Origin of the sequence: Bradyrhizobium sp. WBOS07 (genome assembly GCF_024585165.1) — a bacterium.
Classification (GTDB): Bacteria; Pseudomonadota; Alphaproteobacteria; order Rhizobiales; family Xanthobacteraceae; genus Bradyrhizobium; species Bradyrhizobium japonicum_B.
Genome location: NZ_CP029008.1, coordinates 2,140,811 through 2,165,644 on the forward strand (window position 1 = coordinate 2,140,811; position 24,834 = coordinate 2,165,644).

At 65.5% G+C, this 24,834-nt stretch carries 23 protein-coding genes; 6 read left to right on the forward strand and 17 right to left on the reverse strand.

From position 1 onward, the window contains the following. Position 1: 1 nt before the first annotated feature. The 6 genes from DCM79_RS10095 to nthA all read right to left on the reverse strand — a co-directional run bounded on the left by DCM79_RS10095 (position 2) and on the right by nthA (position 3,633). Positions 2-652, reverse strand: a complete 651-nt coding sequence (locus DCM79_RS10095; RefSeq protein WP_257179701.1) for a hypothetical protein — start codon at positions 650-652, stop codon at positions 2-4. Further along, complete coding sequence (locus DCM79_RS10100; protein ID WP_257179702.1) at positions 649-1,251, reverse strand: hypothetical protein; 603 nt, start codon at positions 1,249-1,251, stop codon at positions 649-651. Before DCM79_RS10100 ends, DCM79_RS10095 begins: the two co-directional genes overlap by 4 nt. 3 nt (positions 1,252-1,254) lie before the next feature. Then, positions 1,255-1,746, reverse strand: coding sequence for a hypothetical protein (locus DCM79_RS10105; RefSeq protein WP_257179703.1), 492 nt, complete (start codon positions 1,744-1,746; stop codon positions 1,255-1,257). A 224-nt stretch (positions 1,747-1,970) separates the two neighbouring features. Then, positions 1,971-2,348, reverse strand: coding sequence for a nitrile hydratase accessory protein (locus DCM79_RS10110; RefSeq protein ID WP_257179704.1), 378 nt, complete (start codon positions 2,346-2,348; stop codon positions 1,971-1,973). Then, the gene (nthB, locus tag DCM79_RS10115) at positions 2,348-3,007 is read right to left on the reverse strand and encodes a nitrile hydratase subunit beta (RefSeq protein WP_257179705.1); all 660 of its coding nucleotides are present in this window, start codon (positions 3,005-3,007) and stop codon (positions 2,348-2,350) included. The genes DCM79_RS10110 and nthB overlap by 1 nt, the downstream gene beginning before the upstream one ends. Further along, positions 3,004-3,633, reverse strand: a complete 630-nt coding sequence (gene nthA, locus DCM79_RS10120; RefSeq protein ID WP_257179706.1) for a nitrile hydratase subunit alpha — start codon at positions 3,631-3,633, stop codon at positions 3,004-3,006. Before nthA ends, nthB begins: the two co-directional genes overlap by 4 nt. A 121-nt stretch (positions 3,634-3,754) precedes the next feature. Between nthA and DCM79_RS10125 the strand changes: the two genes are divergently transcribed. From DCM79_RS10125 to DCM79_RS10135, 3 genes are all read left to right on the forward strand, one after another. Continuing rightward, complete coding sequence (locus DCM79_RS10125) at positions 3,755-4,561, forward strand: enoyl-CoA hydratase/isomerase family protein (RefSeq protein WP_257179707.1); 807 nt, start codon at positions 3,755-3,757, stop codon at positions 4,559-4,561. Positions 4,562-4,762: 201 nt separating this feature from the next. After that, complete coding sequence (locus DCM79_RS10130) at positions 4,763-5,827, forward strand: hypothetical protein (protein WP_257179708.1); 1,065 nt, start codon at positions 4,763-4,765, stop codon at positions 5,825-5,827. 639 nt (positions 5,828-6,466) lie between these two features. Next, positions 6,467-8,458: a TonB-dependent siderophore receptor gene (locus DCM79_RS10135; RefSeq protein WP_257180727.1), complete on the forward strand. Its 1,992-nt coding sequence runs from the start codon at positions 6,467-6,469 to the stop codon at positions 8,456-8,458. Between the two features lie 103 nt (positions 8,459-8,561). Here DCM79_RS10135 and DCM79_RS10140 read toward each other — a convergent pair whose 3' ends face one another. The 5 genes from DCM79_RS10140 to DCM79_RS10160 form a co-directional block, all read right to left on the reverse strand. Further along, complete coding sequence (locus DCM79_RS10140) at positions 8,562-10,013, reverse strand: aldehyde dehydrogenase (RefSeq protein ID WP_257179709.1); 1,452 nt, start codon at positions 10,011-10,013, stop codon at positions 8,562-8,564. A gap of 37 nt (positions 10,014-10,050) precedes the next feature. Next, complete coding sequence (locus DCM79_RS10145; protein WP_257179710.1) at positions 10,051-10,782, reverse strand: ABC transporter ATP-binding protein; 732 nt, start codon at positions 10,780-10,782, stop codon at positions 10,051-10,053. Further along, positions 10,775-12,451 carry a branched-chain amino acid ABC transporter ATP-binding protein/permease gene (locus DCM79_RS10150; protein ID WP_257179711.1) on the reverse strand — a complete coding sequence of 559 codons (1,677 nt, stop codon included), beginning with the start codon at positions 12,449-12,451 and terminating at the stop codon, positions 10,775-10,777. The genes DCM79_RS10145 and DCM79_RS10150 overlap by 8 nt, the downstream gene beginning before the upstream one ends. Beyond that, a complete protein-coding gene (locus DCM79_RS10155) occupies positions 12,448-13,323 on the reverse strand; it encodes a branched-chain amino acid ABC transporter permease (RefSeq protein WP_257179712.1) in 876 nt (291 codons plus the stop codon). The genes DCM79_RS10150 and DCM79_RS10155 overlap by 4 nt, the downstream gene beginning before the upstream one ends. Before the next feature lie 63 nt (positions 13,324-13,386). Continuing rightward, entirely contained in the window at positions 13,387-14,607 is a 1,221-nt protein-coding gene (locus DCM79_RS10160; protein ID WP_257179713.1) for an amino acid ABC transporter substrate-binding protein, read from the reverse strand. Between the two features lie 253 nt (positions 14,608-14,860). Here DCM79_RS10160 and DCM79_RS10165 point away from each other — a divergent pair, with 253 nt between their 5' ends. From DCM79_RS10165 to DCM79_RS10175, 3 genes are all read left to right on the forward strand, one after another. After that, a complete protein-coding gene (locus DCM79_RS10165; RefSeq protein ID WP_257179714.1) occupies positions 14,861-15,736 on the forward strand; it encodes an AraC family transcriptional regulator in 876 nt (291 codons plus the stop codon). A 219-nt stretch (positions 15,737-15,955) separates the two neighbouring features. Beyond that, the gene (fsrB, locus tag DCM79_RS10170; protein ID WP_257179715.1) at positions 15,956-17,245 is read left to right on the forward strand and encodes a siderophore utilization protein FsrB; all 1,290 of its coding nucleotides are present in this window, start codon (positions 15,956-15,958) and stop codon (positions 17,243-17,245) included. Positions 17,246-17,334: 89 nt separating this feature from the next. Next, positions 17,335-18,162, forward strand: coding sequence for a hypothetical protein (locus DCM79_RS10175; protein ID WP_257179716.1), 828 nt, complete (start codon positions 17,335-17,337; stop codon positions 18,160-18,162). A gap of 33 nt (positions 18,163-18,195) precedes the next feature. On the opposite strand, the gene DCM79_RS10180 is transcribed toward DCM79_RS10175, so the two are convergent. The 6 genes from DCM79_RS10180 to nosZ are packed head-to-tail and all read right to left on the reverse strand — an operon-like array spanning position 18,196 to position 24,827. Beyond that, complete coding sequence (locus tag DCM79_RS10180) at positions 18,196-19,191, reverse strand: FAD:protein FMN transferase (protein WP_257179717.1); 996 nt, start codon at positions 19,189-19,191, stop codon at positions 18,196-18,198. Beyond that, positions 19,188-19,760, reverse strand: coding sequence for a nitrous oxide reductase accessory protein NosL (locus DCM79_RS10185; RefSeq protein ID WP_257179718.1), 573 nt, complete (start codon positions 19,758-19,760; stop codon positions 19,188-19,190). The genes DCM79_RS10180 and DCM79_RS10185 overlap by 4 nt, the downstream gene beginning before the upstream one ends. Further along, the gene (locus tag DCM79_RS10190; protein WP_257179719.1) at positions 19,757-20,584 is read right to left on the reverse strand and encodes an ABC transporter permease; all 828 of its coding nucleotides are present in this window, start codon (positions 20,582-20,584) and stop codon (positions 19,757-19,759) included. The genes DCM79_RS10185 and DCM79_RS10190 overlap by 4 nt, the downstream gene beginning before the upstream one ends. After that, positions 20,581-21,501, reverse strand: coding sequence for an ABC transporter ATP-binding protein (locus tag DCM79_RS10195; RefSeq protein WP_257179720.1), 921 nt, complete (start codon positions 21,499-21,501; stop codon positions 20,581-20,583). Before DCM79_RS10195 ends, DCM79_RS10190 begins: the two co-directional genes overlap by 4 nt. Beyond that, positions 21,498-22,838, reverse strand: coding sequence for a nitrous oxide reductase family maturation protein NosD (locus DCM79_RS10200; RefSeq protein ID WP_373568132.1), 1,341 nt, complete (start codon positions 22,836-22,838; stop codon positions 21,498-21,500). Before DCM79_RS10200 ends, DCM79_RS10195 begins: the two co-directional genes overlap by 4 nt. Positions 22,839-22,880: 42 nt before the next feature. Then, complete coding sequence (gene nosZ, locus DCM79_RS10205; protein ID WP_257179722.1) at positions 22,881-24,827, reverse strand: TAT-dependent nitrous-oxide reductase; 1,947 nt, start codon at positions 24,825-24,827, stop codon at positions 22,881-22,883. Positions 24,828-24,834 lie beyond the last annotated feature (7 nt).

Sequence of the window (24,834 nt, forward strand, 5' to 3'; positions counted from 1 at the left end):
ATCAGACGTCGTCGGGATCGGCCCGGGTTGCGGCCTTTTCCCTGGCCCAGGGCAGAAAGCCGTCGAGCAGCTTCGTGGCTGCGGGCATGAAGTTGCTGCCATGATGGTAGAACGGATCGAGCGTCGAGACGAGCATGCGGCCGGGCAGGGTGACGCGATCCTCGTAGAGCAGCGCTCCGCCGCTGTCGCGGCCCTCGGGATCGGCGGGAACGTCGATCAGGGCGCGCGCGCCGGCGGGCGGGGTCAGCACGCCGTGGAAGTGCCATATCGTGTTTTCGAACGGCACCGCCCGAAACAGCTCGTGATCGGGTGCGAGCAGGCGGTTCGGCGGCCGGGCGTCCTTGTCCAGCCACCACCAGAAGTTGGTCGGTCGTGCCGCCCACGTCACGCCTGGCAACCACGTGTCGGCGCGATTTTCGCCGAACACGACCAGCGTGCGCCCGGCTTTCGCAAAATCGATCAGAACGTCGCGCTTGGCGCACAGAATGTTCGGGTTGATGCGATCCGGGACGATCAGGAATGTGACACCGGCCAAGGCATCGGTCGTGAGCTCCGGGGCATAGATGGCCTTGTCGAACAGCTCTCGATAGCGCGGGCCGTAAATTGCCGCGTGATGGTAGAACGTGCCGCCGTCGAGGATCGCCAGGCTCATTGAACGTCTCGCCCCGCGGCGACCCATTGCATGATCCGGGGCGCCAGCTGCTTGTCCTCGCCGCCGAAGCTCCAGAGGTCGTTTCCCCCGTGGAAAAGCACGTGGCCGCGGCCGACAGGATAGATGAAGTCGAGCGGCAGGTTCGGCTTGCCGAGCGCGTGGATGACTTGCGCGTCCGGCGGCGCCTCGTGCCAGACCCTCCCATAGAACCCGGACACGCCGCGACGGAAGGTCAGATCGTGCGGATCAATGCCGTGCCAGATCGGATGCTCGGCGAGGCGCAGCACCGTGATGTCGCCCAGCTTGTAATTGTCGATGGTGTGAAAGCCTGCCATGCGCGGAAGGTAGGAATAGGCGTAGTGACCGTTGGCGACGACGACCCCGCCGCGAACGAGGTATTGCTCGATCTGGGAAGCGCGGGTCGCCAGGAAACGCTGATCGCTGTGCATGCTGACGAACAGGACGCTGAAATCATTCAGGTCGATCTCGGGCAGCGAATAGATGTCGCGCAGCAGAATTTGCGGCTCGGTCGTGGCGCCGGCCAAGTCGCGCAGCGATCCGTCGTCATAGCCGAAGCTGAGAGCAAGTCCCGGCTTCATGGGTCAAGTCGCACGCATCGTGAAGAGAGTGTCCGGCTCCTTGGCCAGGACATCCTCGGCAACGGAGCGTTTCAATGCGCTCAGCTCACGCTCTTGTGCCGCGGTTCGATTCTTGGCGAACACCAGTTCGAAAAAGCGCTCGGGCAAGACGCCCGGCCGCAACGCCAGCTCGGCGGTGCGCTGACCCAGCGTAATTCGAAAGCTGTAGGAAATGTCGTGGCCCGGTACAAATCGCGCGCCGGGCAGCGACCGGTCGACCACATAGGCGCCGCGGGTCACGGCACGGGTTACGGCCTCGAACGCGTCCCGCACACCGGGGCCCGGGTGTCCGCTCACGATGCAGATGTCGCGTCGTGCCGGCATCGCCTCGGGCGACAGCAGGGCGAACGCCGCCCGCTGCGCCTGGAACACGATCGCAGCCATGGCGAGCGCGGATTGGCCATGATAGGCGGCCACCATCGGAAAGCCGATCTCGATCGGCTCCTCCTCGGCCATGATGGTGATGGTAGATCCTTCTCGGATTGACGCGCTCACAGATCCCCGCACCACAAATGGCTGTCAGCCGCACCGGTTATCGCGCGCGTCTGCCCGGGGCAACAGGCCTAGGTTAGATTCAGTCAAAGCGCGGGCAGGCGAAGCAGCATTGGAGAGCCGCGCGATTGTGCTGCCCGCAGGCGGGAGCGGGGGCGGCAATCGGCTCGAGCAAGATCATTCCGCCGCTAGCCGAAATCCTCAAGCTGCAGCACGATCGGCTTGCCATGCGGCGTGCGGTCGGCGGCGCGGTCCCAGGCATCGCGATAGCGGTGCAGCGTGTCCGTCGAAGCGACGCCTTTGCTTGCCACCAGGCCTTCCAGCGTGGCGAGCCAATGCAGGTAATAGGTCTCGCCCGTATCAGGATCGCCCGCGGCCTGCGCCCGCTTGATCTCCGAGGCCAGGGCCGCGGCCCATTCCGGCCAGGTGAACACGCCGCGCTGGTGCAGCGTCAGGGCCATCGCGAACGCATGCGCCTCCCAGGGCGCGCGGAACACCGGACCGTCGTCGTCGCGCGGGATGCTCGGAATGGCCGCCGTCGCGGCAGCGGCAAGCGCACTGCTCATCACGCCGGATCCAGATAGGGCTCGAAGGCGTCGATCGAAACCTTCAGGGTCGGATCGCCGTCCTCGCCCCAGAGATCGCGGCCTTCGAACACGATTGTGTAGAGCCATTGCGGATGCTCGCCGAGCTCCATCGCCGCCGTATCGGGAAACACGTGGCAGCCGTGGTTGAGCTCGACGATTCCGACATGGCCGCGGACATAGCGCGGCAGCCGCGTGTGCGTCTTGGGGTGGATGTTCTTGGCACGCACGCGATCGCCGATCTTGAACTTGGCGGGCGCGCTGGCGGGGCGGGCGAACTTGCCGCGCACCATCACGCGTTCGACATTGGCGAGATCGAACTTGCCGTGCTTGAGCGCCTTTGCAGGCTGCATCGCGTGGCCGGCTTCGACCTCCTCCCTGGTGAGGTAGCCCTTCTCGATCAGCATCTCCTCGAGACCGAGGAACCATTTCTTGTAATAGGAGCTCGCGAGATAGACATGCGGCGGCAGCGTCTCGCGATAGTAACGCGAGGTGTCGATGTTGAAGGCGCCGGCCGCGCCCATCGCGCGCACCATCGCGAGCACACGGGACTCCCATTCCTCGTGGAACATCGGCTCGTTCGGCTCGGGCTCGACCTTGCCGAACCCGTCCATGCCGCCCATGTCGTGCACGCCGTTCATGACGGCGCTCCCGGCGTCCTGGGAAAGCCTGTGCCGATCATGGAGTCGCGGGTGACGAGCTCGGCGAGCTGCTCCTCGCTCCATCCTTCCGTGCCCGCCGGGCGCATCGGCAGCACCAGGAAGCGGGTCTCGGCGGTGGAATCCCACACCCGGATTTCAATGTCCTTCGGCAGGGTGACGCCGAAATCGGCGAGCACGCCGCGCGGGTCCTTCACCGCGCGCGAGCGGTAGGGCGCGGCCTTGTACCAGACCGGCGGCAGCCCCAGCATCTCCCAAGGGTAGCAGGAGCATAGCGTGCACACGACCATGTTGTGGCGGTCGGGCGTGTTCTCGACGACGACGAGATGGTCGCCGACGCGGCTGACATGGCCGAGCGTGCCGATCGCCTTGGAGCCGTCCTCCAGCAGGGCCTTCTTGAAGGCCGGATCGGTCCAGGCCTTGGCGACGACGCGTGCGCCGTTGTGCGGGCCGATCTTGGTCTCGTAGGCCTGGATGATGGCGTCGAGCGCGGCAGGCTCGACATAGCCCTTTTCCGTCAGGATGGTCTCGAGCGCGCGCACGCGCAGCTCGGTCTCCGACAGCTCGGAATGGTCGTGATCGTGATGATGGTCGTGATCGTGGCTCATGGCGCCAAGGATAGGCGCAATGGCCCGGGCCTGTCGAGTATGCCGGACAGCGCGACTGGGTCCCATGTTCGTGAGGCCGGATGTAGGCTAGGGTCGCCGCAAAGCTGATTGGGAGATGCTGGTGACCGACTATGTGAAGATCGAAAAGGGCCTCGGGCCGGAGGGACGGATCGCAGTGGTGCGATTTGACCGCGGCGATGGCATCAACGCACTCTCCCCGGAAGCACTGCGCCAGCTCACGGCGGCGGCGCGCAGCTTCGAAGACGATGCGGCGACTTCGGTGGTGGTTCTGACCGGCAGCACCAGCGCCTTCAGCGCCGGCTTCGACTTGAAGGACGACGAGGGCCGCTCGCGCAAGGAGATGGATCTCGGCACGCTGCGCCGGCACCTCAAGCTCGGGCCGCGCCTGACGCACGCCTGGCAGGAGATGGAGCAGATCACGATCGCGGCGATCGAGGGTTTTTGCGTCGGTGGCGGCGTCGCGCTGGCTGTGGCGCTCGATTTCCGCGTGATGGGACACGACGCGCATCTGCGCGTGCCCGAGATCGGGCTCGGCATGAACATGAGCTGGCAGAGCATCCCGCGCATGCTGCATCTGATCGGACCCGCCCGCACCAAGCAGGCGGTGATCCTGGCCGACCAGCGCATCTCGGCGGATGAGGCCTATGAATGGGGCCTGGTGGAGCAGGTGACCGATCCCGGCCATGCCTTCGATGCCGCCATGGAGCTCGCCCGCAAGGTCGCCGCGCAGCCGCCGCTCGCGGTTGCGATGACGAAGCTCACCGTCAACCGGCTCGCGCATGCGCTGGACGATCTCGCCAGCCACATGGACGTCGACCAGTTCGCGCTCGCCAGCTTCAGCGAGGATCACAAGGAGGGCGTCGAGGCGTTCCTGGGCCGGCGCAAGCCGCGCTTCAAGGGGCGATAGCTCAGCTCGTCCAGCGCTCCGGCGACTATCTGGCGCGCCGTGGCAGTATGGTCGACGCCGGTGGACGTAAAATCCGCCGGATCGAACGACGCTGTTCGTTCTCGGGCCGGGCATTGATCGAAATCAACGAAAAATTGTGTGCGTCTCGCGATGCTCGTCTATCCGAGGCGCGCGTGGCGCGCCTCTTTTGGGGAGGCGCAGATGGCACGAACGACGGCCTACTTCACGACCACCGATGAAGATCGCGACGTTTATCACAATCAGGATGATTGCCCGACCGGCTCGAAGATTCTCGCGAAGAACAGGAGCAGCGGTGACATCGGCAGCCGGTCGCTCTGTGCGCAGTGCGCCAAGCACGGTTACGGCCACTATGACAACTGGCTATCCGAACAAGAGGCACAGGGCGAAGCGGCATGCAAGAAGGAGGCCGAAGCGCTGCAGAAGCTCACCGCCAAGCGCGATGCTGCCCGCGCGCGGGAGGAAATCTATCGGCCTTTGAAGAAGCGGTTTGATGAGATCGCAAACGAGCGCAAGGCTCTGGAGAGCAACAAGAACCGCACCGCAGAGGAGAATGAAAAGCTCGCATCACTCAAAGTCCAATACAACGATCTCTATCAGAAGCTCCAGTCGATGGCTGCGCAGCACAAGACCGACAGCGACGACCTCGTGCGTCTCGAGGGTGGCAAGACGGACGAAAGCGGCAAGCTGGATGAAGGCCAGATCAAGAGGCGCAAGGCGGCGTTGGACAAACTCGAGAGCAACAAGGCGCGCTACGGGGAGGCTGCGGCCCGACTCGCGGCGGCCCACGCGGCCGCCGTTGCGGGACGGAGTGACCCCGAGAAGGTGGAGCTGATTGCCGACGTCATCATGAACGAAGCCAGGGGAGAGGACCCCTACATCAAGAAGTGCCTCGCTTACGCCTACCTCAATTTGACAAAAGGTGACCTGCGGCCTCCACGAGGAGCCGAGATCAGCGATTTCACTCGGAGCGAGAAGCGCTTCGATGATCCCAAGGAAAGCGATCAGGTCAAGTACATCAGGAGCGTGGCCGAGAGTCTGGAGGCCGTTCGCGCACGTCTGGATGAACCGAAGAGCGATCCGACCCACGGTGCCAACCACTGGGCCAGCCCGAAGAACCTGAGCAAGAAGAGGCGCGCTGAGTACGAAAGCAAAACCGGCGAGTATGAGTGGCTCAATCGCGCCGTCAAGATTCCGATGAAAGACATTCCGGAAGAGACTTTCACGTTCTGGAAGACCGACGATTGAGAGAATGGAGCCGGGGTCCGTTGCCACGAGGCTGGCGAGCAGGGCGTCGAAGCGCCAGACGGCGTTGCGCCGGGGTCATGGTAGAGGATTTGTTCTCCGCGTCCGCCTTCGATGTTCCTGGTGCTCGCGCCTCGTCGGTCGACCACCGTCGTCTAGAAAGATTCCAAATCTGCGCGCCTCTCGCCGCGGCTGAGCGCATTCACCGCAGGTGCTGCGCACAGGTCTGGAGAAATTCTAACCGCGTTCCTATCGCACTCCGAAACCGCCTGAGCTAGGGCGGAATATCAAGAACGATACCGGCAAAGCCGGCAGTGCGTGGGGGCTTCGAACGACGTGACCGACTTCCAATCTTCTTCGCGTGGCAACACGCGTTCTCGCCAGATCCAGATTCTCTGCCTCGGAGCGGTCAGCACGCTCTGTCTCGCCATTCCCGTCGGGTCCGCGGAGGCCCAGACCCAGATTCCGGCCGTCACCGTCGATGCGCCTGCTCAGCGCGCCCGTCCTGCGGCGATCGCTTCGTCGCGAAGGGCGGCGACGACACGAACCGCGCGCGCCAATCGCCGGTCCCCCGCGCAGCAGGCCGCACCCACCCAGTCGGCATCATCGAGCGGCGCCACCGGCGAGCGCGCCAATGGTCCGGTGCGCGGCTTCGTTGCCACGCGCAGTGGCACCGCCACCAAGACGGATATTCCGCTGATCGAAACGCCGCAGTCGGTCTCCGTGATCACCACCGACCAGGTCAGGAACCAGGGCGCGGTCTCGATCGGCGAGGCGCTGCGCTACACCGCCGGCGTCAGCGGCGACGTCAATGGCGGTTCCGACACCCGCTTCGGCGCGCTCCAGATTCGCGGCTTCGACACCACCATGTCCGGCCTTTACATCGACGGCCTGCGGATTCCCTCGAGCAATTACGTGCACTTCAACGGTCTCGATCCCTACGGCGCCGAGCGCCTGGAAGTGCTGAAGGGGCCGTCCTCGGCGATGTATGGCGGCAGCGGCACCGGCGGCATCCTCAACTACGTGACGAAGCTGCCGACCGCACAGCAGTTCGGCGAGGCCTCGATCTCCGGCGGCAGCTTCAACCGCTACCAGGGCCAGTTCGACATGGGCGGCCCCGCCAACAAGGAGGGCACCGTGCTGTGGCGCCTGACCGGCGTCATCCGCGACGGCGAGACTCAGGTCGACTTCACCAAGGACAACCGCGTCTTCATCGCGCCCGCGGTCACGTTCAAGCCGAACGAGGACACGACGATCACCCTGCTCGCCAATTTTCAGCGCGACCGGGCAGGGTGGGGCCTTCAGTTCCTGCCGGCCTCGGGCACGGTCTGGCCGAACAACGGCCGCACCATCCCGGTCTCGTTCTTTGCGGGCGTGCCGAGCTTCGATGCGTTCAACACCGAGATCGCGACCGCAGGCTATCAGCTGTCGCACAATTTCACCGACAACATCACGTTCCGGCAGAACCTGCGCTACGCCTACCAGCACAACGAGGAGAAGGTTTTCTACGGCACCGGATACACCAACGAAGCGGCGGGACAGCTCGGGCGCTTCGGCAGCTACAGCAACTCGTACATCAACTCCTTCGCGGTGGACAACCAGCTCCAGGGTAAGTTCGTCACCGGCATCTTCAGCCACAATACCCTGGTCGGGCTCGACTATCGCAACACCACGTTCCGCGACACCGCCTTTGCCGTCACGACCTCATCGCCGGAGATCAACGTCTTCAACCCGGTCTACAGCTACGACTGGACCATGGGCGGGATGTACGACAACAAGGGCGTCAAGCAGTCGCAGCTCGGCCTCTACGCGCAGGATCAGATCAAGCTCGGCCGGCTCTCGTTCCTGCTCGCAGGTCGCGAGGACTTCGTGACGACCCAGGTCGATACCGACGTATTCACCCCCTCGTCGGTCACGAAGGATGCCTCGGCCTTCACCGGCCGCGCCGCCGTCATGTACAATTTCGACAACGGCATCGCGCCCTATTTCAGCTATTCGGAGTCGTTCCTGCCGGTGCTCGCGACCGGTCCGGCCGGACAATTGCTCAATCCCGAGACCGGCGTTCAGTACGAGGTCGGCGTCAAATACCAGCCGCTCGGCTGGAACGCGCTGTTCACCTTCGCCGCCTTCGACCTGACGCGCGACAACGTCGGCGTCTACGTGCCTGCGGCCGCCTATTACGAACAGATCGGGCAGGTGAAATCGCGTGGCATCGAGCTCGAAGGCTCGATGTCGCTCGCCGACGGCTGGAACCTGCGTGCCGCCTATGCCTATGTCGATGCCGTCGTCACGCAGGATCCGGTCAATGTCGGCAAGGCGCCAGTCACCGTGCCGCTCAACCGCGCTTCGTTGTGGAGCGACTACACGCTCCAGAGCGGGCTGCTGGCGGGCTTGCAGTTCGGCGGCGGCATCCGCTACGTCGGCGCCACTTGGGGCGATGATGCCAACACGTTCAAGGTGGGATCGGCCACGGTGCTGGACGCGCTGCTTGCCTATACCAGGGACAATTGGCGTCTGTCGGTGAACGTCACCAATTTGGCGGACACGCGTTATGTCGCCGCCTGCTACGGCCTGTCGGGCTGCATGTATGCCGAAGGACGGAAAGCGATCGGCAAGCTGACCTACCGCTGGTGAGTTCAGGTGCGGATGGTCCGGCGTACGAGCCGGACCATCCGGTGCCGCCCATGCGGCAGAAGGGGCCGGCGGACCGTGCCGCCACGGAGGCGGCTGTCGGCGATCAGAACGGATAGTGCCGCGGCCCAGTCTGCACCGTGATCCAGCGCAGCTCCGTGAATTCGTCGATTGCCGCCTTGCCGCCGAAGCGGCCATAACCAGATGCCTTGGTTCCGCCGAACGGCATCTGCGGTTCGTCATGCACGGTCGGGGCGTTGATATGGCAGATGCCCGCCTCGATCCGCTTGGCAACGCCGAGGGCACGGGCGATGTCACGGCCGAACACGGCCGAGGAGAGGCCGTATTCGGTGTCATTGGCGACGCGCACCGCCTCGTCTATTCCGCTGACACGGACCACGGTCACCACCGGACCAAAGCTCTCCTCACCATAGATGCGCATTGCCGGCGTGACGTGATCGATGATCGTGGCTGGCATGATGGTGCCGCTGCCGTGCCCGCCGGCCGCGACCACCGCGCCCTTGGCGAGCGCATCGTCAATCAAGCCCCGGACGCGGTCACAGGCCGCACCGCTGACCAGCGATCCGAGCACGACATTGCCCTTGCGGGGATCGCCGTGGGGAAGGCTCTTCGCCTTGGCGGCAAACTTGGCGATGAAGGCGTCCGCCACCTTGTCGTCGACGACAATCCGCTCGGTCGACATGCAGATCTGGCCTTGGTTCATGAATGCGCCGAATGCTGCCGCGTTCACGGCGGCGTCGAGATCGGCATCGTCCAGGATGACGAGCGGGGCCTTGCCGCCAAGCTCCAGCAGTGCGCGCTTCAGATGCTTCGCACAAGCCAGCGCGATGAGCTTGCCGACACGGGTGGAGCCGGTGAAGTTGACGCGGCGGATTGCAGGGTGGGCGATCAGCGCCTCGACCACCGCCTGCGCATCTTCGGGTGCGTTGGTCACGACATTGACGACGCCGTCGCCGAGGCCGGCCTCCGCCAGGCAGCTTCCGATCAGCCGATGCACGCCCGGGCTCATCTCGGACGCCTTCAGCACCACGGTATTGCCGCAGGCGAGCGGCATCGCGACCGAGCGCACGCCGAGGATCACGGGAGCATTCCACGGCGCGATACCGAGCACGACACCGACCGGCTGGCGAAACGCCATGGCGAGGTTGTCGGGCTTGTCGGTCGGAATGACTTCGCCTGATATCTGCGTCGTCATGGCCGCGGCTTCGCGCAGCATGCCCTCGGCCAGATGGACGTTGAAGCCGGCCCAGCCCGCGGTGGCGCCGGTCTCGGCCACCATCAGAGCGGTGAATTCCGCCGCCCGGCGCGCCAGGATGTCGGCGGCCGCATTGAGCCGCTTGCGACGCTCGGACGGAGCAAGCTGCGACCAGGCAGGAAACGCGGCCGCCGCAGCGTCCGCGGCGCGCATCGCATCGTCGATCGAGGCCGCCGCGACGATGGTCGCAATCTCGCCCGAGATCGGGTTGTGGCGCTGAAAGGTGCGCTGGTTGCTGGCCGCCTGGTCCTTGCCGGCGATCAGAAGGTCGATGGCGTTCATGGAGCTCTCCAGGAATTGCGGGAGGGGTTGCTGGGCTTCATTGTGGGGACGATGCGGTGCGCGCCTTGCCGAGATAGGCGCGCTGGATTTCGGGATCGTTCTTCATCGCAGCCGCAGCGCCACTGCCGGTGTTGCGACCAGACTCGATCAGGTAGACCCGATCGGCGATGTCGAGGCTGGCGCGCGCGTTCTGCTCGACCAGCAAGACGCCAACGCCACCGGCGCGGATCTGCGTCAGTGCGCGAAAGACCTCGCGGCTGAGCAGGGGGGACAGGCCGAGCGAGGGCTCGTCGAGCAGGAGCAGCAGCGGGTTCGACATCAGCGCGCGGCCGATCGCCACCATCTGCTGCTCGCCGCCGCTCATGGTGCGGACGGACTGCCTCATGCGCTCGGCGAGGCGCGGGAACAGTTGCAGGACCTGCGCGAGCCGATCCGCTTCGCCGTCACGGGCGCGGGCAGGATAAGCGCCAAGCTGCAGGTTCTCCGCGACCGTCAGGTCGCCGAAGACGCCGCGGCCCTCCGGCACGAGCGCTATGCCGCGCTCCACGATCAGATGGGCCGGCAGCTCGGCGATGCTCTGTCCGTCGAACGCGATTCTCGCGCCGGGGGCCGGCCTGATCAGGCCGGCAATGCTCTTGAGCAGGGTCGACTTGCCCGCGCCGTTGGCACCGAGGATGGCGACAATCTCGCCTTGACTGATGTCCAGCGAGACGTCGGCCAGGGCCTGGTGCTTGCCATAGAAATGGGAGAGCGCGGCGACCTCAAGCATCGTCGTCTCCGAGATAAGCGGCGACGACCTTTGGATCGGACAGCACCGCGTCCGGCGTCCCGCGCGCGATCACCTTGCCGGCGTTCATCACGACGCAATGGCCGCACAGTGCGCGGATCGCATCCATGACATGCTCGACCATGATGACGGTGAGGCCGCGCTCGCGCAGCTTCGCGATCAGCGCGATGCCTGTTTCGAGCTCGCTCGGATTGAGGCCGGCCAACCATTCATCGAGCAGCACGAGGCGCGGCTGCAGCGCCAGCGCACGGGCAAGCTCCAAACGCTTCTGGTCGATATAGGTCAGCTCGCCCGCGGGTGCCTCGCGCATCGCACCGAGCCCGACGAGGTCGAGCAGCTCGCCTTCTGCCTCCGAAGCGGCCGCAAGACCGGGCGCTGCGGAGAACAGCCGCGCGGCTGCAACGTTCTCGGCCACAGTCAGGTCCGGCATCACGCGCACCAATTGGAAGGTGCGGGCGAGGCCGAGGCGCGCGATCTGGTGCGCCGGCAGGCCGTTGAGCAAGGTGCCGCCGAGCCGGATCGTGCCTGACGAGGGCTTCAGGGCACCCGACAGCGTATTGAGCAGCGTCGTCTTGCCGGAGCCGTTCGGGCCGATAACGCCGACGATTTCGCCGGGCGCGACGGCAAAGCTGACCCCGTCCACGGCGCGCAACCCGCCGAACGACTTGCTGACGCCGTCGACCGCGAGGAGCGGTGCATCCTTGGTGCGGGCCGCAGTGACGGACCTCTCGGCCGGGACGCGCCGGCGTCCGACCCCGAGCAGTCCGATCACCCCGTTCGGCAGCACCATGACGATGAGGACGAAAATGATGCCGAGCACGATGCTGAAATGGTTGGGCAGCGTCGCGGTCAGCACCTCGAACAGCAGGACCAGCGGGATGACGCCCAGCACGGGCCCGAACAGCGAGCCGGCGCCGCCCAGCAAGGCCATGATCACGACCTGGAACGAGATCGCCGGATTGAACGCAATGGCGGGATCGATATAGGTCCATCGCGGCGCCATCACCGCGCCGGTCATCGTCATGAAGGTCGCGCTCAGCATGAACACGCCGAGCTTGACCCGCGTGGCGTCGATGCCGGAATGGCTGGCCGCGGTCTCGTCGGCGCCGATGGCGCGCAGCGCCAACCCGTAGCGCGATCGCCCAAGCAGCCAGCCGACCAGGAAGACAAGCGCGGCGAGGCCAAGCAGCTGCCAGTAGAGAATATCCTGCGTCACCTCGCTGAACAGGTAGCGGCCGACCGATTTGTGGATGTTGACCTCGTACCAGATCACGAGCTGGCGGATCAGCTCGGCAAGGCCGAAGGAGAAGATCACGAAATATATGCCGGAGAGGCGCAGCGTCGACAGTCCGGTGATCGCGGCCGTGAGTGCGCCCATGCCGGCCGCGGCCAGCAGCACGATCGGCCAGGACATGGTCTCGCCGAGCACTGCAGCGGTGTACGCGCCCAAGCCGAAGAACGCGACCGTCGCGAGCGAGATGTAGCGGGTAGGGCCGGAGAACATCGCCCACGCGGTCGCCAGGATCGTGAAATAGAGGACGCTGATGCCGAGCGCGAGATAATAGCCGTTGGCATAGAGCGGGTAGGTGATGAGGCAAGCGGCGAGGGCAAGGCCGCCGCACCACAGCAGGATCCGGATGGACAAGGTCATGACGCGGCCCGCCCGAACAGGCCGGTCGGCCTGATCACGAGCACGCCGAGAAACAGCGTGTAGGTGGCCGCCAGCGTCAGGCCGGGATCGATCAGCCGCGCCACTGCGGTTTCGACCACGCCCAGCAGCAGGCCTGCGACCAGCGCGCCCATGACGTTGCCGACGCCCCCCATGATGACGACGACCAGCGCCTTCATGGTGAAGACCACCCCCATGGCGGCATTGAAGGTGAGGAACATGCTGACGAGCACGCCGCCGATGGCGACGAGGCCACCGCCGAACGCAAAGGCCAGCCCCGAGAGCGCGGCCACGTCGATCCCGACGAGGCGCGCGGCGTTCGGATCGACCGCGATGGCCCGGACGGCCGTGCCGATCCGGGTGCGGGTGAGGGCCAGATAGACGGCAACGCCGACCAGGGCTGCGAACAGCAACGCGACCAGGCGATTGACCGCGAGCGTCGATCCGAGGATCGTCAGCGGAATCGAGAGGTAGCTATAGCTGTAATACTGCCCTCCGAAGGCGACCAGCATCGCCCCCTGGATGACGAACAACACGCCGAAGGTGACGAGGATGCTGTCGATTTCCTGTGCGCCCCGGTCCTTGCCACGCCGCATCAGCCGTTCCAGCAGGAAGCGATAGAGCAGCCAATTCAGCCCCATCGCGACCGGCACGGCCAGCAGCAGCGCCGCGAGCGGGCTCAGCCCAAGTCCGCTGTAGAGCGAGAACGCGCCGAAAGCGGCCGCAACCAGCGACTCGCCGTAGGACAGGTTCATGATCCGCGCCACGCCATATTGCAGCGTCAGCCCGAGCGCGATCAGCGCGTACATGCCGCCAAGCACGAGGCCCGGCAGGACGATATCGACGAGCAGCATGAAGCGGCATCCCCCGGAGCGGACGGCAGGCAGGCCTTGCGATCGAAGGCCTGCCGGCCGGTCTTATTGCCACTGCGGCTTGGGCACGACCGCGGCGCGCGCGCCCGGCTGCGAGGTCGGCGCAAGGGCGTAGAACTCGCCGTTCTGCCACTGGCCGACGCTCCACACCTCCTGGAGCAGTCCGTCCTTGAGCTTGACCTTGCCGATGATGGTCTCGAACGTACCCGCGCGGATTTCCGCCGCGACCGCGGCACGATCGAGCTTGCCGACCTTTTCGATCGCCTGCTGCAGCACTTGAAGGCTGGCATAGGTGATCGAGCTGGCCCAGCGATCCGGCTCCTTGCCGGTCGCCGCCTTGTGGCGCGCGAGATAGTCCTTCAGCTGCGGCGAGTCCGCGTTCCAGCCGCCGATCCCCATCACACCGTCGCTGTTGGCGGCGAACTTGCCCTTGTAGAGCGGGAAGGCGGTGCCGACGCCGACATAGAAGATCTTCGGGTTGAACTTCAGCAGCTGCGCCTGCTCGGTGAGCGCGATCGTATCCGGCGGATAGCTGAAGGCGATGAACGTATCCGGGTTGGATGCGACGGCGTCCTTCAGCAGCGGCTGGAGATCCTGCGTCCCCATCGGATAGGTCTTGTCATAGCCGAGCGTAAAGCCGTGCTTCTTGAAAGCCGCGCGGGCGGCGGCGGACAGCTCGATGCCGAACTGATCGGCGATGCTGACCATCGCGATGGTCCCGCCGATCTTGCCTTCGCCCTTCAGCTTGCCCAGCAGATCAGCCAGCGCCTCGGAGATCTGCGCGGAGGTGCCGAGCCAGAACGTCGCGTTGGACCAGCGCTTGGCGAGCTCCGGCGCCTTGTCCGTCACCGACGTGACCGCGAGGTGAGGGTAGCCGAGACGGTTCAGCGTCGGGCCGACCGCGAGGTTGAGGCCGGTGCCCCAGGGGGCCAGGATGAAATCGACCTTGTCCTGGTTGGCGAGCCGTTCGATCGCCTTCACTGCTTCTTCGGAACTGCTGCGGTCGTCGTATTCGACGATCTCGATCGGCAGCTTCTTGTCACCGAGCTTGATGCCGCCGGCGGCATTCACGTCCCTCACCCACAATTCGTAATTGGGCAGGGTGGTGATGCCGGCGCCGCCGGCATAGGGACCGGTCTTGGAGATGGCATAGCCGATCCGGATCTTCTCCTGCGCATCGGCCGTGGGGGGAAAGATCCCCAGCGCCGCGGTCAGAGCGGCAAGGCCGGTGGCGCGAAGTAACGTTCGACGGTTGGTCGAAAACATGTCGTGTCTCCCTCCTGTGGCACTCAAGCGATTGTCGGCATCGATGTGAGTGGTCGTTTCCTCTGGCCCTGATTTCTTCGGAATGGCGTCATCGCGCCGACCGCGACCAGGACTTGACCTAGCAAGCATCCCGGGCTTTGTTCGCACAATGGACAAATCCGGGGAAAGATTGGACGTTTCTGGTCACGATGGCCAGCTGCGTCGAGGCGTCGCGGCCACCCGACCGCCCGCGGCAGCCGGCGCGAGCGGGGCTGTGCCCGTCGGTGCCGAGCTGATCAGATCGCATTATGCGGCACGGCGCTGGATGCTGATGTCGAACGCGGCCCGGCCGTTCATTCATCTGCTCTGCCTTCACGGCGGCGGGACCGTGGAGATCGCTCGGGCCGACAAGACGATTCCGTTGGCGGGGCCCGCAATGGCCTGGCTGCCGGCGGGATCGGCCGACTATCTGGAGGTGGCGGCGGGAACGACCGCGGAGCTGCTGCAATTGCGGGCCGGCACATGGCATCGCTATCTCCCGCCCTCGGCGGAGGCGCCCTATCTCGCGCTCGAAGGCGCCGGCGGCATCATGGCGCTGCCGGTCGAACCCGACCTTGCCGCCACGATGGCACGTTCCATCGCCGCGATCGCCGCCGAAATCGCCTCGCCCGCCCGCAGTGGTGCAGCCTCGATCATGTCGGCCGAGCTGACGCTGTGCGTGCTGCGCTTCTGGCGTCTGTTCGCCGGCGACGGCAATCGGAACGAGGAGGGCAGCAGCGCGGAGATCCTGAGCCGCTTCCGCCGGCTGCTCGAGGAGCGCTACCAGCAGCACCTCCGCGTCAGCGATTACGCCAGGCTGCTCGGCATGACGCCCGATCGCCTGCACGCGCTGTGCAGCCGCGAGCTGAAGCGCTCGCCGAGCGAGCTGATCCAGCAGCGTCTCGTCAAGGAAGCGGCGGCGCGGCTCGAGGCGGGAACCATTGCCGTCAAGCAGATCGCGTTCGCGCTCGGCTTCACGGACACGGCGTATTTCAGTCGCTTCTTCCGCAAGCATACCGGAGAGGCACCGGGCGTATGGCGTCGGCGCGTCGTGGCACGGGCGCGAGCCGGGCGATCGAGGCCAACGTTGAATTTCGCCGACTGGCCGTGAGCGATTGAGAAGCGAGCCGCCGATCGCGCCGAGCGCCTTGTCGCAGGGCTCGTTTTCCAGTCTCGATAGATTCTAATATTGCCGCACTCGCACTGAAGCGATCCGTACGTTAGGCGATGGACGCAAGGCCATCAGCAAGCAGACCGGCGGCCGATGGTTCGAGCGAAGACGGTTCCGGGAATTGAGGGCCCGGATCCCGGTTGGAATGAGATCTGAGCGATGAGAGCGATATTCGGCAAACTGCATCGCTGGGCGGGACTGCTGACGGCCGCCTTCCTGTTCTTCTCCGGCATCACCGGCGCGATCATCTCCTGGGATCACGAGCTCGACGACATCCTGAACAGCCATCTGTTCGACGTCACCAGCAAGGGCCCGGCGATACCCTCGATCGAGCTCGCCAAGACGATCGAGCAGCGCGATCCCCGCGCGCGCGTCGTCTACCTCTTCATGACGCCGGAGGAGGGCCACTCGCTGTGGTTCTTCGTCATGCCGCGGATCGATCCTGCGACCGGCAAGCGCTACACGCTCGACTACAACCAGGTCTTTCTCGATCCCAATACCGGCGCGGAGCTTGGCCGGCGCTATTGGGGCGCGGTGTGGCCGGTGACGCGGGAGAATTTCGTCTCCTTCCTCTACAAGCTGCACTACACGATGCACATCCCGGAGTTCTGGGGCAGCGACCGCTGGGGCATGCGCGTGCTCGGCGTGATCGCCATCATCTGGACCATCGATTGCTTCGTCGGCTTCTATCTGACGCTGCCCTCGCGCAGACGCGCCAAGGCGGCGCGGGCACCTAGCGTCACGCGCCAGCTCGAGCGTGGCTTCTGGGCGCGCTGGGCACCGGCCTGGACCATCAAGACCTCAGGCAGCGCCTACCGGATCAATTTCGACATCCATCGCGCCTTCAGCCTGTGGACCTGGGGCGTGCTCTTCATCATCGCCTTCACCGCCTTTTCGCTGAACCTCTATTTCGAGGTGTTCTCGCCGCTGATGAAGATGGTGTCGAACTATACGCCGACGCCCTATGAGCAGCGGCCCTATCGCGATCTCGACAATCCGATCGAGCCCAAGATGACATTCGCCGAGATCGCCGCGCGCGCGGCGGCCGACGGCAAGGCGCGGGGCTGGACCATCCCGGTCGGCTCGATCAATTACGGCCCGGCCCACGGCGTCTATGCCGCCGCGTTCTTCCACCCCGGCGACGATCACGGCGCCGGCGGCGTCGGCCCGGCGCAGCTCTATTACGACAGCGAGGATGGCCGCCCGATCGGCGAGCGGCTGCCCTGGGTCGGCACCGCCGCCGATATCTTCGTGCAGGCGCAATTCCCGCTGCATTCGGGCCGCATCGTCGGCTTGTTCGGCCGCATCCTGATCTCGATCATGGGCCTCGTGGTCGCTGCGCTCTCCGTCACCGGCGTCGTGATCTGGTGGCGCAAGCGCCGCGCCCGGGTCCGTGTCCGCGAGACCGCGGCGGTGCGCCTGACCCGGCAGCTGACGCCGGCGGAGTAGGGCGCGAAGAGCGCGGTTCGTTGCGGATGAACCTTCGCGCCTCGCAGCCGCACAAAGATGGCAGATCGCCTCCAATCCGCGGACCTTGAATGAGATTGCCTGCCTTGCTCTGCCTGCTCGTCCTCGCGCTGCCCGTCCATGCGGCCGCGCCCGAGCGGCACTATCTCGACCTGCGCGATCGCTACATCGCAAAGTTCTCGAAGGCCAAGGAGAGCGAGGTGATCTACAAGCAGCACGAGGCCGCCCTGAAGGAGCTGGCAGGCGTGCTGCGCGGCTTGGTGGGACCGGTCGCGATCAAGGGATTTTCCGCAGACGGCAGGTCGAACGTCGACACGCTGTTCCGGAGCGATATCGGCTTCGGTCATCTCGACGGGCTCAGCTTCGCCGCGGACGGCGACAAGACCCAAGCCGTGGTGACCACGACCGCGTTGCTCATGCACTGGCTGCGCGAGCATCGCGCGGACGGCATGCCGCAGGAGAGCAGCGCCGCGTTCCAGTCCGACCGCTTCTACTATCACGCGATCCAGGATGCCGCCTTCGCCAAATATGCCGAGCTGCCGGTCACCAAGCCCGCATCCGCGAGCGCCGCGTTCGCCGTGCTCGGCCTGCGCGGCAATGGCGAGCTCAAGGGTGCGCCCGATGAAATCGACGTCGTCGCGATAAGTGGCGACAGGGTGTACTTCATCGCCGCAAGGGACGCCGTGAAGACGGCGGAGATCCCCGCCTGCGAGCGCGTGTGGACGCAGATGATGGCGAAGCCCGTCAACAAGAAGGATCCGCGCGGCGACATGGCCAGGGAGGACCGGGCGATGGACGCCTACACGAAATGCTTCGCCAAGGAAGCGCCGAGCCAGAGCTGGTACGCGGCGGCGGTCAGGAAGGCGCAGAGCCAACTGGACCTGCTGCCGTTGCGCTAAGGCGTGACGATCATGCTCAACAACAGGCGCAGCTTACGCCGATAATTCGACCGTCTTGCCGGCGGCATCGATCAGGTGCACGCGGTCGATATCGACGCGCGGCAGCAACGATTGGATCCCGTCTTGCGGCATCAGGCTGAACGCCGTCGACAAGGCATCCGCGGCGGTCGCGCTGCGGGAAACCGTCGTCACGCTGCGATAGCGGCGCGCACAGCAACCCGATTTGGGATCAAACAAATGGTTGAAGCGCGCCCCGGAATCGAACTGGCAGCCGTAGCCGCCCGAGGTGGAGACGGCGCGATCGACGATCGGCAGCACAGTTTTCGTCTGGCCCACAACGTCCGGATCGGCGATACCGATCTCCCAGGGGTGTCCGTCCGGACGCGAGCCGATTGCGCGCGCTTCGCCCATGTCGACCAGGCTGTGGGAGACGCCATGTGTCCGGAGCAAGTCCACGACCTTGTCAGTGACGTAGCCTTGCGCGATCCCGTTCAGGGTCACGGCCATGCCCCGGGGCATCACGATCCGGTCGCGGCTGACCGACAGCCGGTGGCTGCCGACGCGCGCCAGCGCGGCCTCGATCGCGGCTGGCGCAGGCCCCGCCGGATCGGCGTCATCTCGCGCGAAATGACCGGCATAGAGCTCCCAAATCGGCTGCACGGTGACGTCGAACAGGCCGCCGGTCAGCGTGGCATAACGCTGCGCGGCCGACAGCAGATCGACCATCTCCGCGGCGGGATCGATCAAGACACCCGTCCGGTTCAGCGCGACCAGGGCGGAATCCTCGAGGTAAAGACTGAACAGCCGCTCGAGCCGCCGCGCCTCGGCGCAGGCCAGCGCGATCAGTCGCTCCGCCCGGCTGCGATCTTCGTCGTGGATCTCCATCGTCGCAACCGCGCCCAGCATCGTGCCGCGCCAGGTCACCGGCGCGACCTCCGCACGAACGAGATGCCACGGGGCGAGCGCGCCGAGGCCCGCTGCCGCCGCGCTGATCCGGATGAAGCGTCGTCGCGTCAGGTTGCGCGTCATGGCGTCCTCCTCGGTGGGCCGCTTGGCGAGCCCTCGGCGGTTTGGTCGGACACGGCGGCGCCAGTGGCATTTGCCGACGCCAGGACGTAGTCCCGCGGCACCTCGTCGAAGCCGACGATCCTGCCGCCGTTCTCGCCGGCGAACTTCTCCGCCGCCGCACGCTCCGAAAACGGAACGGCCTCGTCGCCGCCCATGCCGCTCTTGACCCGGCTCTCGATCACGAACAGCGCCTTGCGCGCCTCAATCCAATTGTCGGCGCCGGGCTTGTCCCAGTCGGCCGCCTTGCCCATGTCGGACACGTAGATCGCCTGGATGTCCTTGGGCTCGTCCGGCAGCATGGTGAAGGCGATGGTGTCGCGCACCGACGAGAACCAGACGGGCTGGATCAGGCTCGCGACGAAGATATGGCCCTTCGGTCCGGGATGCTCGAGCACGTTCATGCCGCAGTAATGGCCGATGTCTTCCGCGGTCATCCGATGCGGCAGAGGGGCCTTCGCGGCTTGCTTGTCGTTGCAGCCGGCGAGCGCCAGCGGCACGAGCAGGGCAAGAAGCAACGTTCGGCGCTTCATAGCTCCCTCCGCGAGAAGGCGAGCGCGGCCAGTCCCAGCGGCAGCAGCGTCCAGCCGAGCAGGGCGGTCAGCAGAACCGGAATCGTCAGGGACGTGGTTTGGGCAAGACCGGCCATGCCGGCGAAGGTGCTGACATTGGCAAAGCCGGTCAGGTTGATAAGCCGGTAGGCGTCGGTCGGATTCGCCAGCAGCATGGCGTTGAGCACCGCTGCCGAGATGCTGCGGCCCTGATCGAGCGCAAGCACACCGAGCAGTGCCATGTCGTAGATCAGCACCAGCAGCAGCCACAATCCGATGCAGATGCCGGCCGCCGTGCCGCGGTCGCGCACGAGCGCGCTGACCAGATATCCGATGGCGACGAAAGCGGCGCCGAGCAGCACCGAGGAACCCACCATGGACGCGAAGGCCAGGAAGCTGTCGCGATCGATCTGGCTGCCGGTCGCCGCCAGCGCTCCGACCGCCGCGCCATAACCGAGGCAGGTCGCAAAGGCGAGCACGGCGAGGTGGCCCAGGAACTTGCCGAGCAGCACTTGCCAGCGCGCCACGGGATAGCTCAGCAGCAACAGCATCGTCCCCCGCTCCATCTCGCCGACGATGGCGTCGTGGGAGATTAGAAGCGCGATCAGCGGAACGAGAAAGATCGTCAGGCTCGACAGGCTGACGACGACCACGTCCAGCGTGCGAACACCCACGTTCCCGGTCGGCGCGCTGCCGAGAAAGGTCAGCGACAGCGCGAGCCCGGCGAGCAGCAGCGTTGCGGCCAGCACCCAGCGATTGCGGATGGCTTGGTGGATTTCCTTGGCTGCGATGATCAGGACGTTCATGGCGCCTGCTCCGATTGCCGAAGAAAGTGAGCGTAGAGCTCGTCGAGGGTCGGCGGCACCACGTCGACGTCCTCGACGGCATTGCCGGCGGCAGTCGCGCGGTGCAGCAGCTCGATCTTCCGCTCCGGCGCGGCGTCGATCTCGACGATGTGGCCGTTGAGGCGGCGGCAGGTCGCATCCTGCGGAGCCCAGCCCGGCATCTCGCTTGGGGCGAGGCCTGCCACCTTGAGACGGATCCTGGTGGGCAGCCGGGCGAGACGACGCAGCTCGTCGATCGATCCGTCCGCGACCTTGATGCCGCGGTTCATGATGATGACCCGGCCGGCGCGCTCCTCGAGCTCGGTGAGCGCGTGCGACGACAGCAGCACCGTTGCGCCGCCGGCCGCGAGCCGTGCGATGATGTCGTAGAAGGTCTGCCGCAGTTCCGGATCGAGGCCGGTGGTCGGCTCATCCAGCAGCAGCACGCGCGGGGTACCAAGCAGCGCCTGCGCGAGCCCCAGCCGTTGGCGCATGCCCTTCGAATAGGTGCTCACTCGGCGCCGGCTGGCGGCGCCCAAGCCGACGGCATCGAGCAGCTCCAGCGCCTTGGGCACCGGCTCGCGCTTCAGCCGGGCGTAGAAGGCCTGCGTCTCGCGGCCGGTGAGGGCAGGGTCGAAGGAGACGTTCTCGGGCAGATAGCCGAGCTGGCGCCGGCCGGCGAATTCGCCGGCGGCCGGATTGTCTCCGAGAACCTCGATGGAGCCGCTGGTTGGCCGGATCAGCCCGAGCATGAGCTTCATGAGCGTGGTCTTGCCGGCGCCGTTGTGGCCGATCAAGGCGACCAGCTCGCCCTGCCCAAGCGAGAACGAGGCATCGCGCACGGCCTCGACCCGGCCATACATCTTGGTGACGTCGCTGACGCGTACCGTACTGGTCATCGCGTCTCCCTGGCCGCCGCGCTCCGCGGCGGCGACACCAGTGGACGGCTGTCGACCACGCCGCCCGGCAGCAACGCCGGAAACTGCGCCTGCGCCCAGCGGATCACCTGGACGGCAGGGCTGTTGATCAGGACTTTTGCAGCGGGCGCCGTCCACAGCACGCGGTCGATGAGGTCGTTCGGCCGGTAGGCCGTGTCGGCGATGCCGTCCCCGTTGAGGTCGAAGGCCGGATTGTCGCTCCAATAATTGCCGCGCCCGCCGGTCGACCAGTCGAGGTGCCGGGTGCCGACATATTTCACCTGGTTGGCATTGCTGACGAAGGCATTGCCGGCGATTTCGTTGCCTTCGGACCCGGCCGTGAAGTGCACGCCGATGGCGCAGCGCTCGAACCAGTTGTCGCGGAACTTGTTGTGATTGGTGTTGTAGATGAACACGCATTTCTCCGGGCCACTCTTCAGAGTGCTCTCCCGCTTTTGCTGCGGAAGCATGCCGCGCTCGTCGTCGGGGCTGTCTTGCATGGCCTGCATCGGCGTGTTCAGCGGGCCGCCCGTCACCCGGTTGTTCTCGATCTGGGCATAGTTCGCGTAGTTGAAGAGCATCCCATAGCCGCGATCGTGATCGGAGATGTTGTCGCGGATCACCAGCCGGTTCGAATACATGATGGCATAACCGACATGGTTGCCGATCGAGACGTTGCCGCTCACTTCGCTGTCGTTGGTGTACATGTAATGGATCGCGAAGCGCACCTGCTCGAAGCGGTTTCCGACGAAGCGGTCCTTTCGGCTTGAAATGGTGAAGATGCCGTCGCGGCCGTAGCGAAAATTGTTGTTGGCGATGGTGACGTCGGGCGCGTTCCACAGCGAGACGCCGTTGCCGGCCTCGCTGAGCCGCCCGCCACGCAGTCCCTCGATCTCGTTGCCGGCGACCCGCGAGCCCTGGGCGCCGTGCACATAGATGCCGAACAGGTTGTCCACCAGCCGGTTGTTCTCGATGGTCGCGCGCTCGGCCGTCTTCTGCAGGAAGATCCCCGAATTCATCGCCTGCAGGTCGCGGCCGGAGGCGCGGATGGTCAGACCGCGGATGGTGACGTCGGGCGCGCTGACCGTGATGACGTTGCCGGCACCGTCGCCGTCGAGCAATGCCTCGCGGCTCCCGACCAGCTGCAGGGGACGCTCGATCCGGATAGAGCCGCGATAGTGCCCCGGAGCGAGTTCGACGACGTCGCCGGCGCGCGCGCCGTTCAGCACCGCTTGCAGTGACTGGCCGGGCGCAGCCGTCAATGTCTCCGCACTGGCGAAGCCCGACAATCCGGCGGCGACCAGCGCCGCCGGAAACATGCGTAAAAATGGACCCACGAGGTCGCTCCGGTCAGACCGACTTCAAACAGATTTGGGCTCGACGAACATGCGGCCCTTCATCTCCATGTGCATGGCGTGGCAGAACCAGGAGCAATAGTACCAGTAGACGCCTGGCTTGTCGGCCGTGAAGGTCACCGACGAGGTGGCCATCGGCCCGATCTCCATGTTGATGCCGTAGTTGACGATGCAGAAGCCGTGCGTGAGGTCCTCGACCGCATCGATATTGGTGACGAAGACGGTGACCTCGTCGCCCTGCCTGACCTGGAACTGATCGAGACCGTAGGCGGGGGCGGTGGACGTCATGTAGACGCGCACCTTGTTGCCGTCGCGAATGACCTTCGAATCCGCCTCGAGGTTGATGCCGTCGGCCTTGGCCTGCTTGACCGCATCCGCAAACATCGGATCCGCGCGGTCGTAGATCGAGATCGGATTGATCTTGGAGCGGTGGACGATGGTGGCGTCATGCGGCTCGGCGAAGCTCGGGCCGTCATGTACCAGCTTCATCTGATCGCCCGAGATGTCGATCAGCTGATCGTTCTCCGGCTTGAGCGGGCCGACGTTCAGGAAGCGATCCTTCGAGAACTTGTTCAGCGAGATGAGCCACTTTCCATCGGCCTCCTTGGTCTGCCCCATCGAGGTATGGTTGTGACCGGGCTGATAATGCACGTCGAGCTTCTGGAGAATGGGATTGACCTTTTCGCCCTTGAAGGCGCGCTTGGCGGCTTCGATGTTCCACTTGCAGACCTGGCTGTCGAGGAACAGCGTGGTGTAGGCGTTGCCCTTGCCGTCGTAGGCGGTGTGCAGCGGGCCAAGGCCGAGTTCGGGCTCGGCGACGACGACGTCGCGCGGCTTGATCTTGTCGTCGAACAGATCGTCGAACTTGCGCACGTCCATCACGGTCACGGTCGGCGACAGCTTTCCGGCCGCCACGATGTGGATGCCGTCGGGAGCGGTGTTCATGCCGTGCGGATTGTTCGAGACCGGAACGTAGCGGGTGTAGGCCGAGCCCTTGCGGCCGTCGATCACGGGCACGCCGTTCATTTCCTTGAAGTCGCCCTTCTTCACGGCCTCTTCGATCCGCTTGATGTTGAAGATGACGACCCAGTCCTGTTCGGCGGCGGTCATCTCCGCCAGCGTGACGCCTTCCTCGCCGTTGTAGCAGGTCGCGAAGCAGTATTTGCCTTGGTAGTCGGCGTCGACGTTGTCGAGGTTGCCGCTGACGATCACCTGCCAGGCCACCTTCATCGTGTCGCCGTCGATCGCACTGAAGATGGAGCGATACTGCTTGGGATCGTCGAGAACCTTGCCGTCATTGGGTAGCGGCACGCCATCCTCGCCGTTGGCGAAGACGTAGCCGGTGCGCGGATATTTCTGCAGGCGCAGGCCGTGGACGGTGTGCTGGTTGGGCAGCTCGACGATCTTGTCGCATTTCATGATGTCGAGCCGCACGCGCGCGACGCGGCTGTTGGCCTTGTCGTTCATGTAGGCATAGCGGCCGTCATAGGTGCCGTCCGTGAACGAAATGTGCGGGTGATGGAGGTCGCCGTTCAGGTAGGTGCCGCCGCGGTTCTTGAGGAATTCGCGGGTCGCGGGCTGCATCCCTTCGGTCAGGACCTTGATGCTTTCGTTGGTCTGGCCCCAGCCGGTCGCGCTGCAGCGGTTGAACACCGGCACGCGCATCAATTCGCGCATCGAGGGAAGGCCGATGATGCGCATCTCGCCGGACTGGCCGCTGGAGAAGAACACGTAATATTCGTCGAGCTCTCCCGGTGCGACCTCGGTCTTGTGCACGGCGGGCCTTGCCGCCGGCGCTTTCGACGCAGCAGTCTTGGTCTGCGCGTCCGCAGACGAGACGAAGCCGCCGTCCTTCATCGCCACTCCGCCGGCGAGGCCCACGCCCGCCGCGGCGGCCGTCGTTCCCAGCACCGTTCGTCGGCTGACGCCCTTTGCCTTGTCGTTGTCGCTCATGATTGCC

What these genes read in the sequence shown, in the direction of transcription:
- DCM79_RS10185 (WP_257179718.1), bottom strand. Translation starts at nt 19,760, where the DNA reads ATGAAGCGCCGAACGTTGCTTCTTGCCCTGCTCGTGCCGCTGGCGCTC.
- DCM79_RS10180 (WP_257179717.1), bottom strand. Translation starts at nt 19,191, where the DNA reads ATGACGCGCAACCTGACGCGACGACGCTTCATCCGGATCAGCGCGGCG.
- DCM79_RS10130 (WP_257179708.1), top strand. Translation starts at nt 4,763, where the DNA reads ATGGCACGAACGACGGCCTACTTCACGACCACCGATGAAGATCGCGAC.
- DCM79_RS10145 (WP_257179710.1), bottom strand. Translation starts at nt 10,782, where the DNA reads ATGCTTGAGGTCGCCGCGCTCTCCCATTTCTATGGCAAGCACCAGGCC.
- DCM79_RS10175 (WP_257179716.1), top strand. Translation starts at nt 17,335, where the DNA reads ATGAGATTGCCTGCCTTGCTCTGCCTGCTCGTCCTCGCGCTGCCCGTC.
- DCM79_RS10150 (WP_257179711.1), bottom strand. Translation starts at nt 12,451, where the DNA reads ATGACCTTGTCCATCCGGATCCTGCTGTGGTGCGGCGGCCTTGCCCTC.
- DCM79_RS10190 (WP_257179719.1), bottom strand. Translation starts at nt 20,584, where the DNA reads ATGAACGTCCTGATCATCGCAGCCAAGGAAATCCACCAAGCCATCCGC.
- nthB (WP_257179705.1), bottom strand. Translation starts at nt 3,007, where the DNA reads ATGAACGGCGTGCACGACATGGGCGGCATGGACGGGTTCGGCAAGGTC.
- DCM79_RS10105 (WP_257179703.1), bottom strand. Translation starts at nt 1,746, where the DNA reads ATGGCCGAGGAGGAGCCGATCGAGATCGGCTTTCCGATGGTGGCCGCC.
- DCM79_RS10100 (WP_257179702.1), bottom strand. Translation starts at nt 1,251, where the DNA reads ATGAAGCCGGGACTTGCTCTCAGCTTCGGCTATGACGACGGATCGCTG.
- DCM79_RS10200 (WP_373568132.1), bottom strand. Translation starts at nt 22,838, where the DNA reads ATGTTTCCGGCGGCGCTGGTCGCCGCCGGATTGTCGGGCTTCGCCAGT.
- DCM79_RS10110 (WP_257179704.1), bottom strand. Translation starts at nt 2,348, where the DNA reads ATGAGCAGTGCGCTTGCCGCTGCCGCGACGGCGGCCATTCCGAGCATC.
- DCM79_RS10155 (WP_257179712.1), bottom strand. Translation starts at nt 13,323, where the DNA reads ATGCTGCTCGTCGATATCGTCCTGCCGGGCCTCGTGCTTGGCGGCATG.
- fsrB (WP_257179715.1), top strand. Translation starts at nt 15,956, where the DNA reads ATGAGAGCGATATTCGGCAAACTGCATCGCTGGGCGGGACTGCTGACG.
- DCM79_RS10160 (WP_257179713.1), bottom strand. Translation starts at nt 14,607, where the DNA reads ATGTTTTCGACCAACCGTCGAACGTTACTTCGCGCCACCGGCCTTGCC.
- DCM79_RS10140 (WP_257179709.1), bottom strand. Translation starts at nt 10,013, where the DNA reads ATGAACGCCATCGACCTTCTGATCGCCGGCAAGGACCAGGCGGCCAGC.
- DCM79_RS10095 (WP_257179701.1), bottom strand. Translation starts at nt 652, where the DNA reads ATGAGCCTGGCGATCCTCGACGGCGGCACGTTCTACCATCACGCGGCA.
- nthA (WP_257179706.1), bottom strand. Translation starts at nt 3,633, where the DNA reads ATGAGCCACGATCACGACCATCATCACGATCACGACCATTCCGAGCTG.
- DCM79_RS10195 (WP_257179720.1), bottom strand. Translation starts at nt 21,501, where the DNA reads ATGACCAGTACGGTACGCGTCAGCGACGTCACCAAGATGTATGGCCGG.
- nosZ (WP_257179722.1), bottom strand. Translation starts at nt 24,827, where the DNA reads ATGAGCGACAACGACAAGGCAAAGGGCGTCAGCCGACGAACGGTGCTG.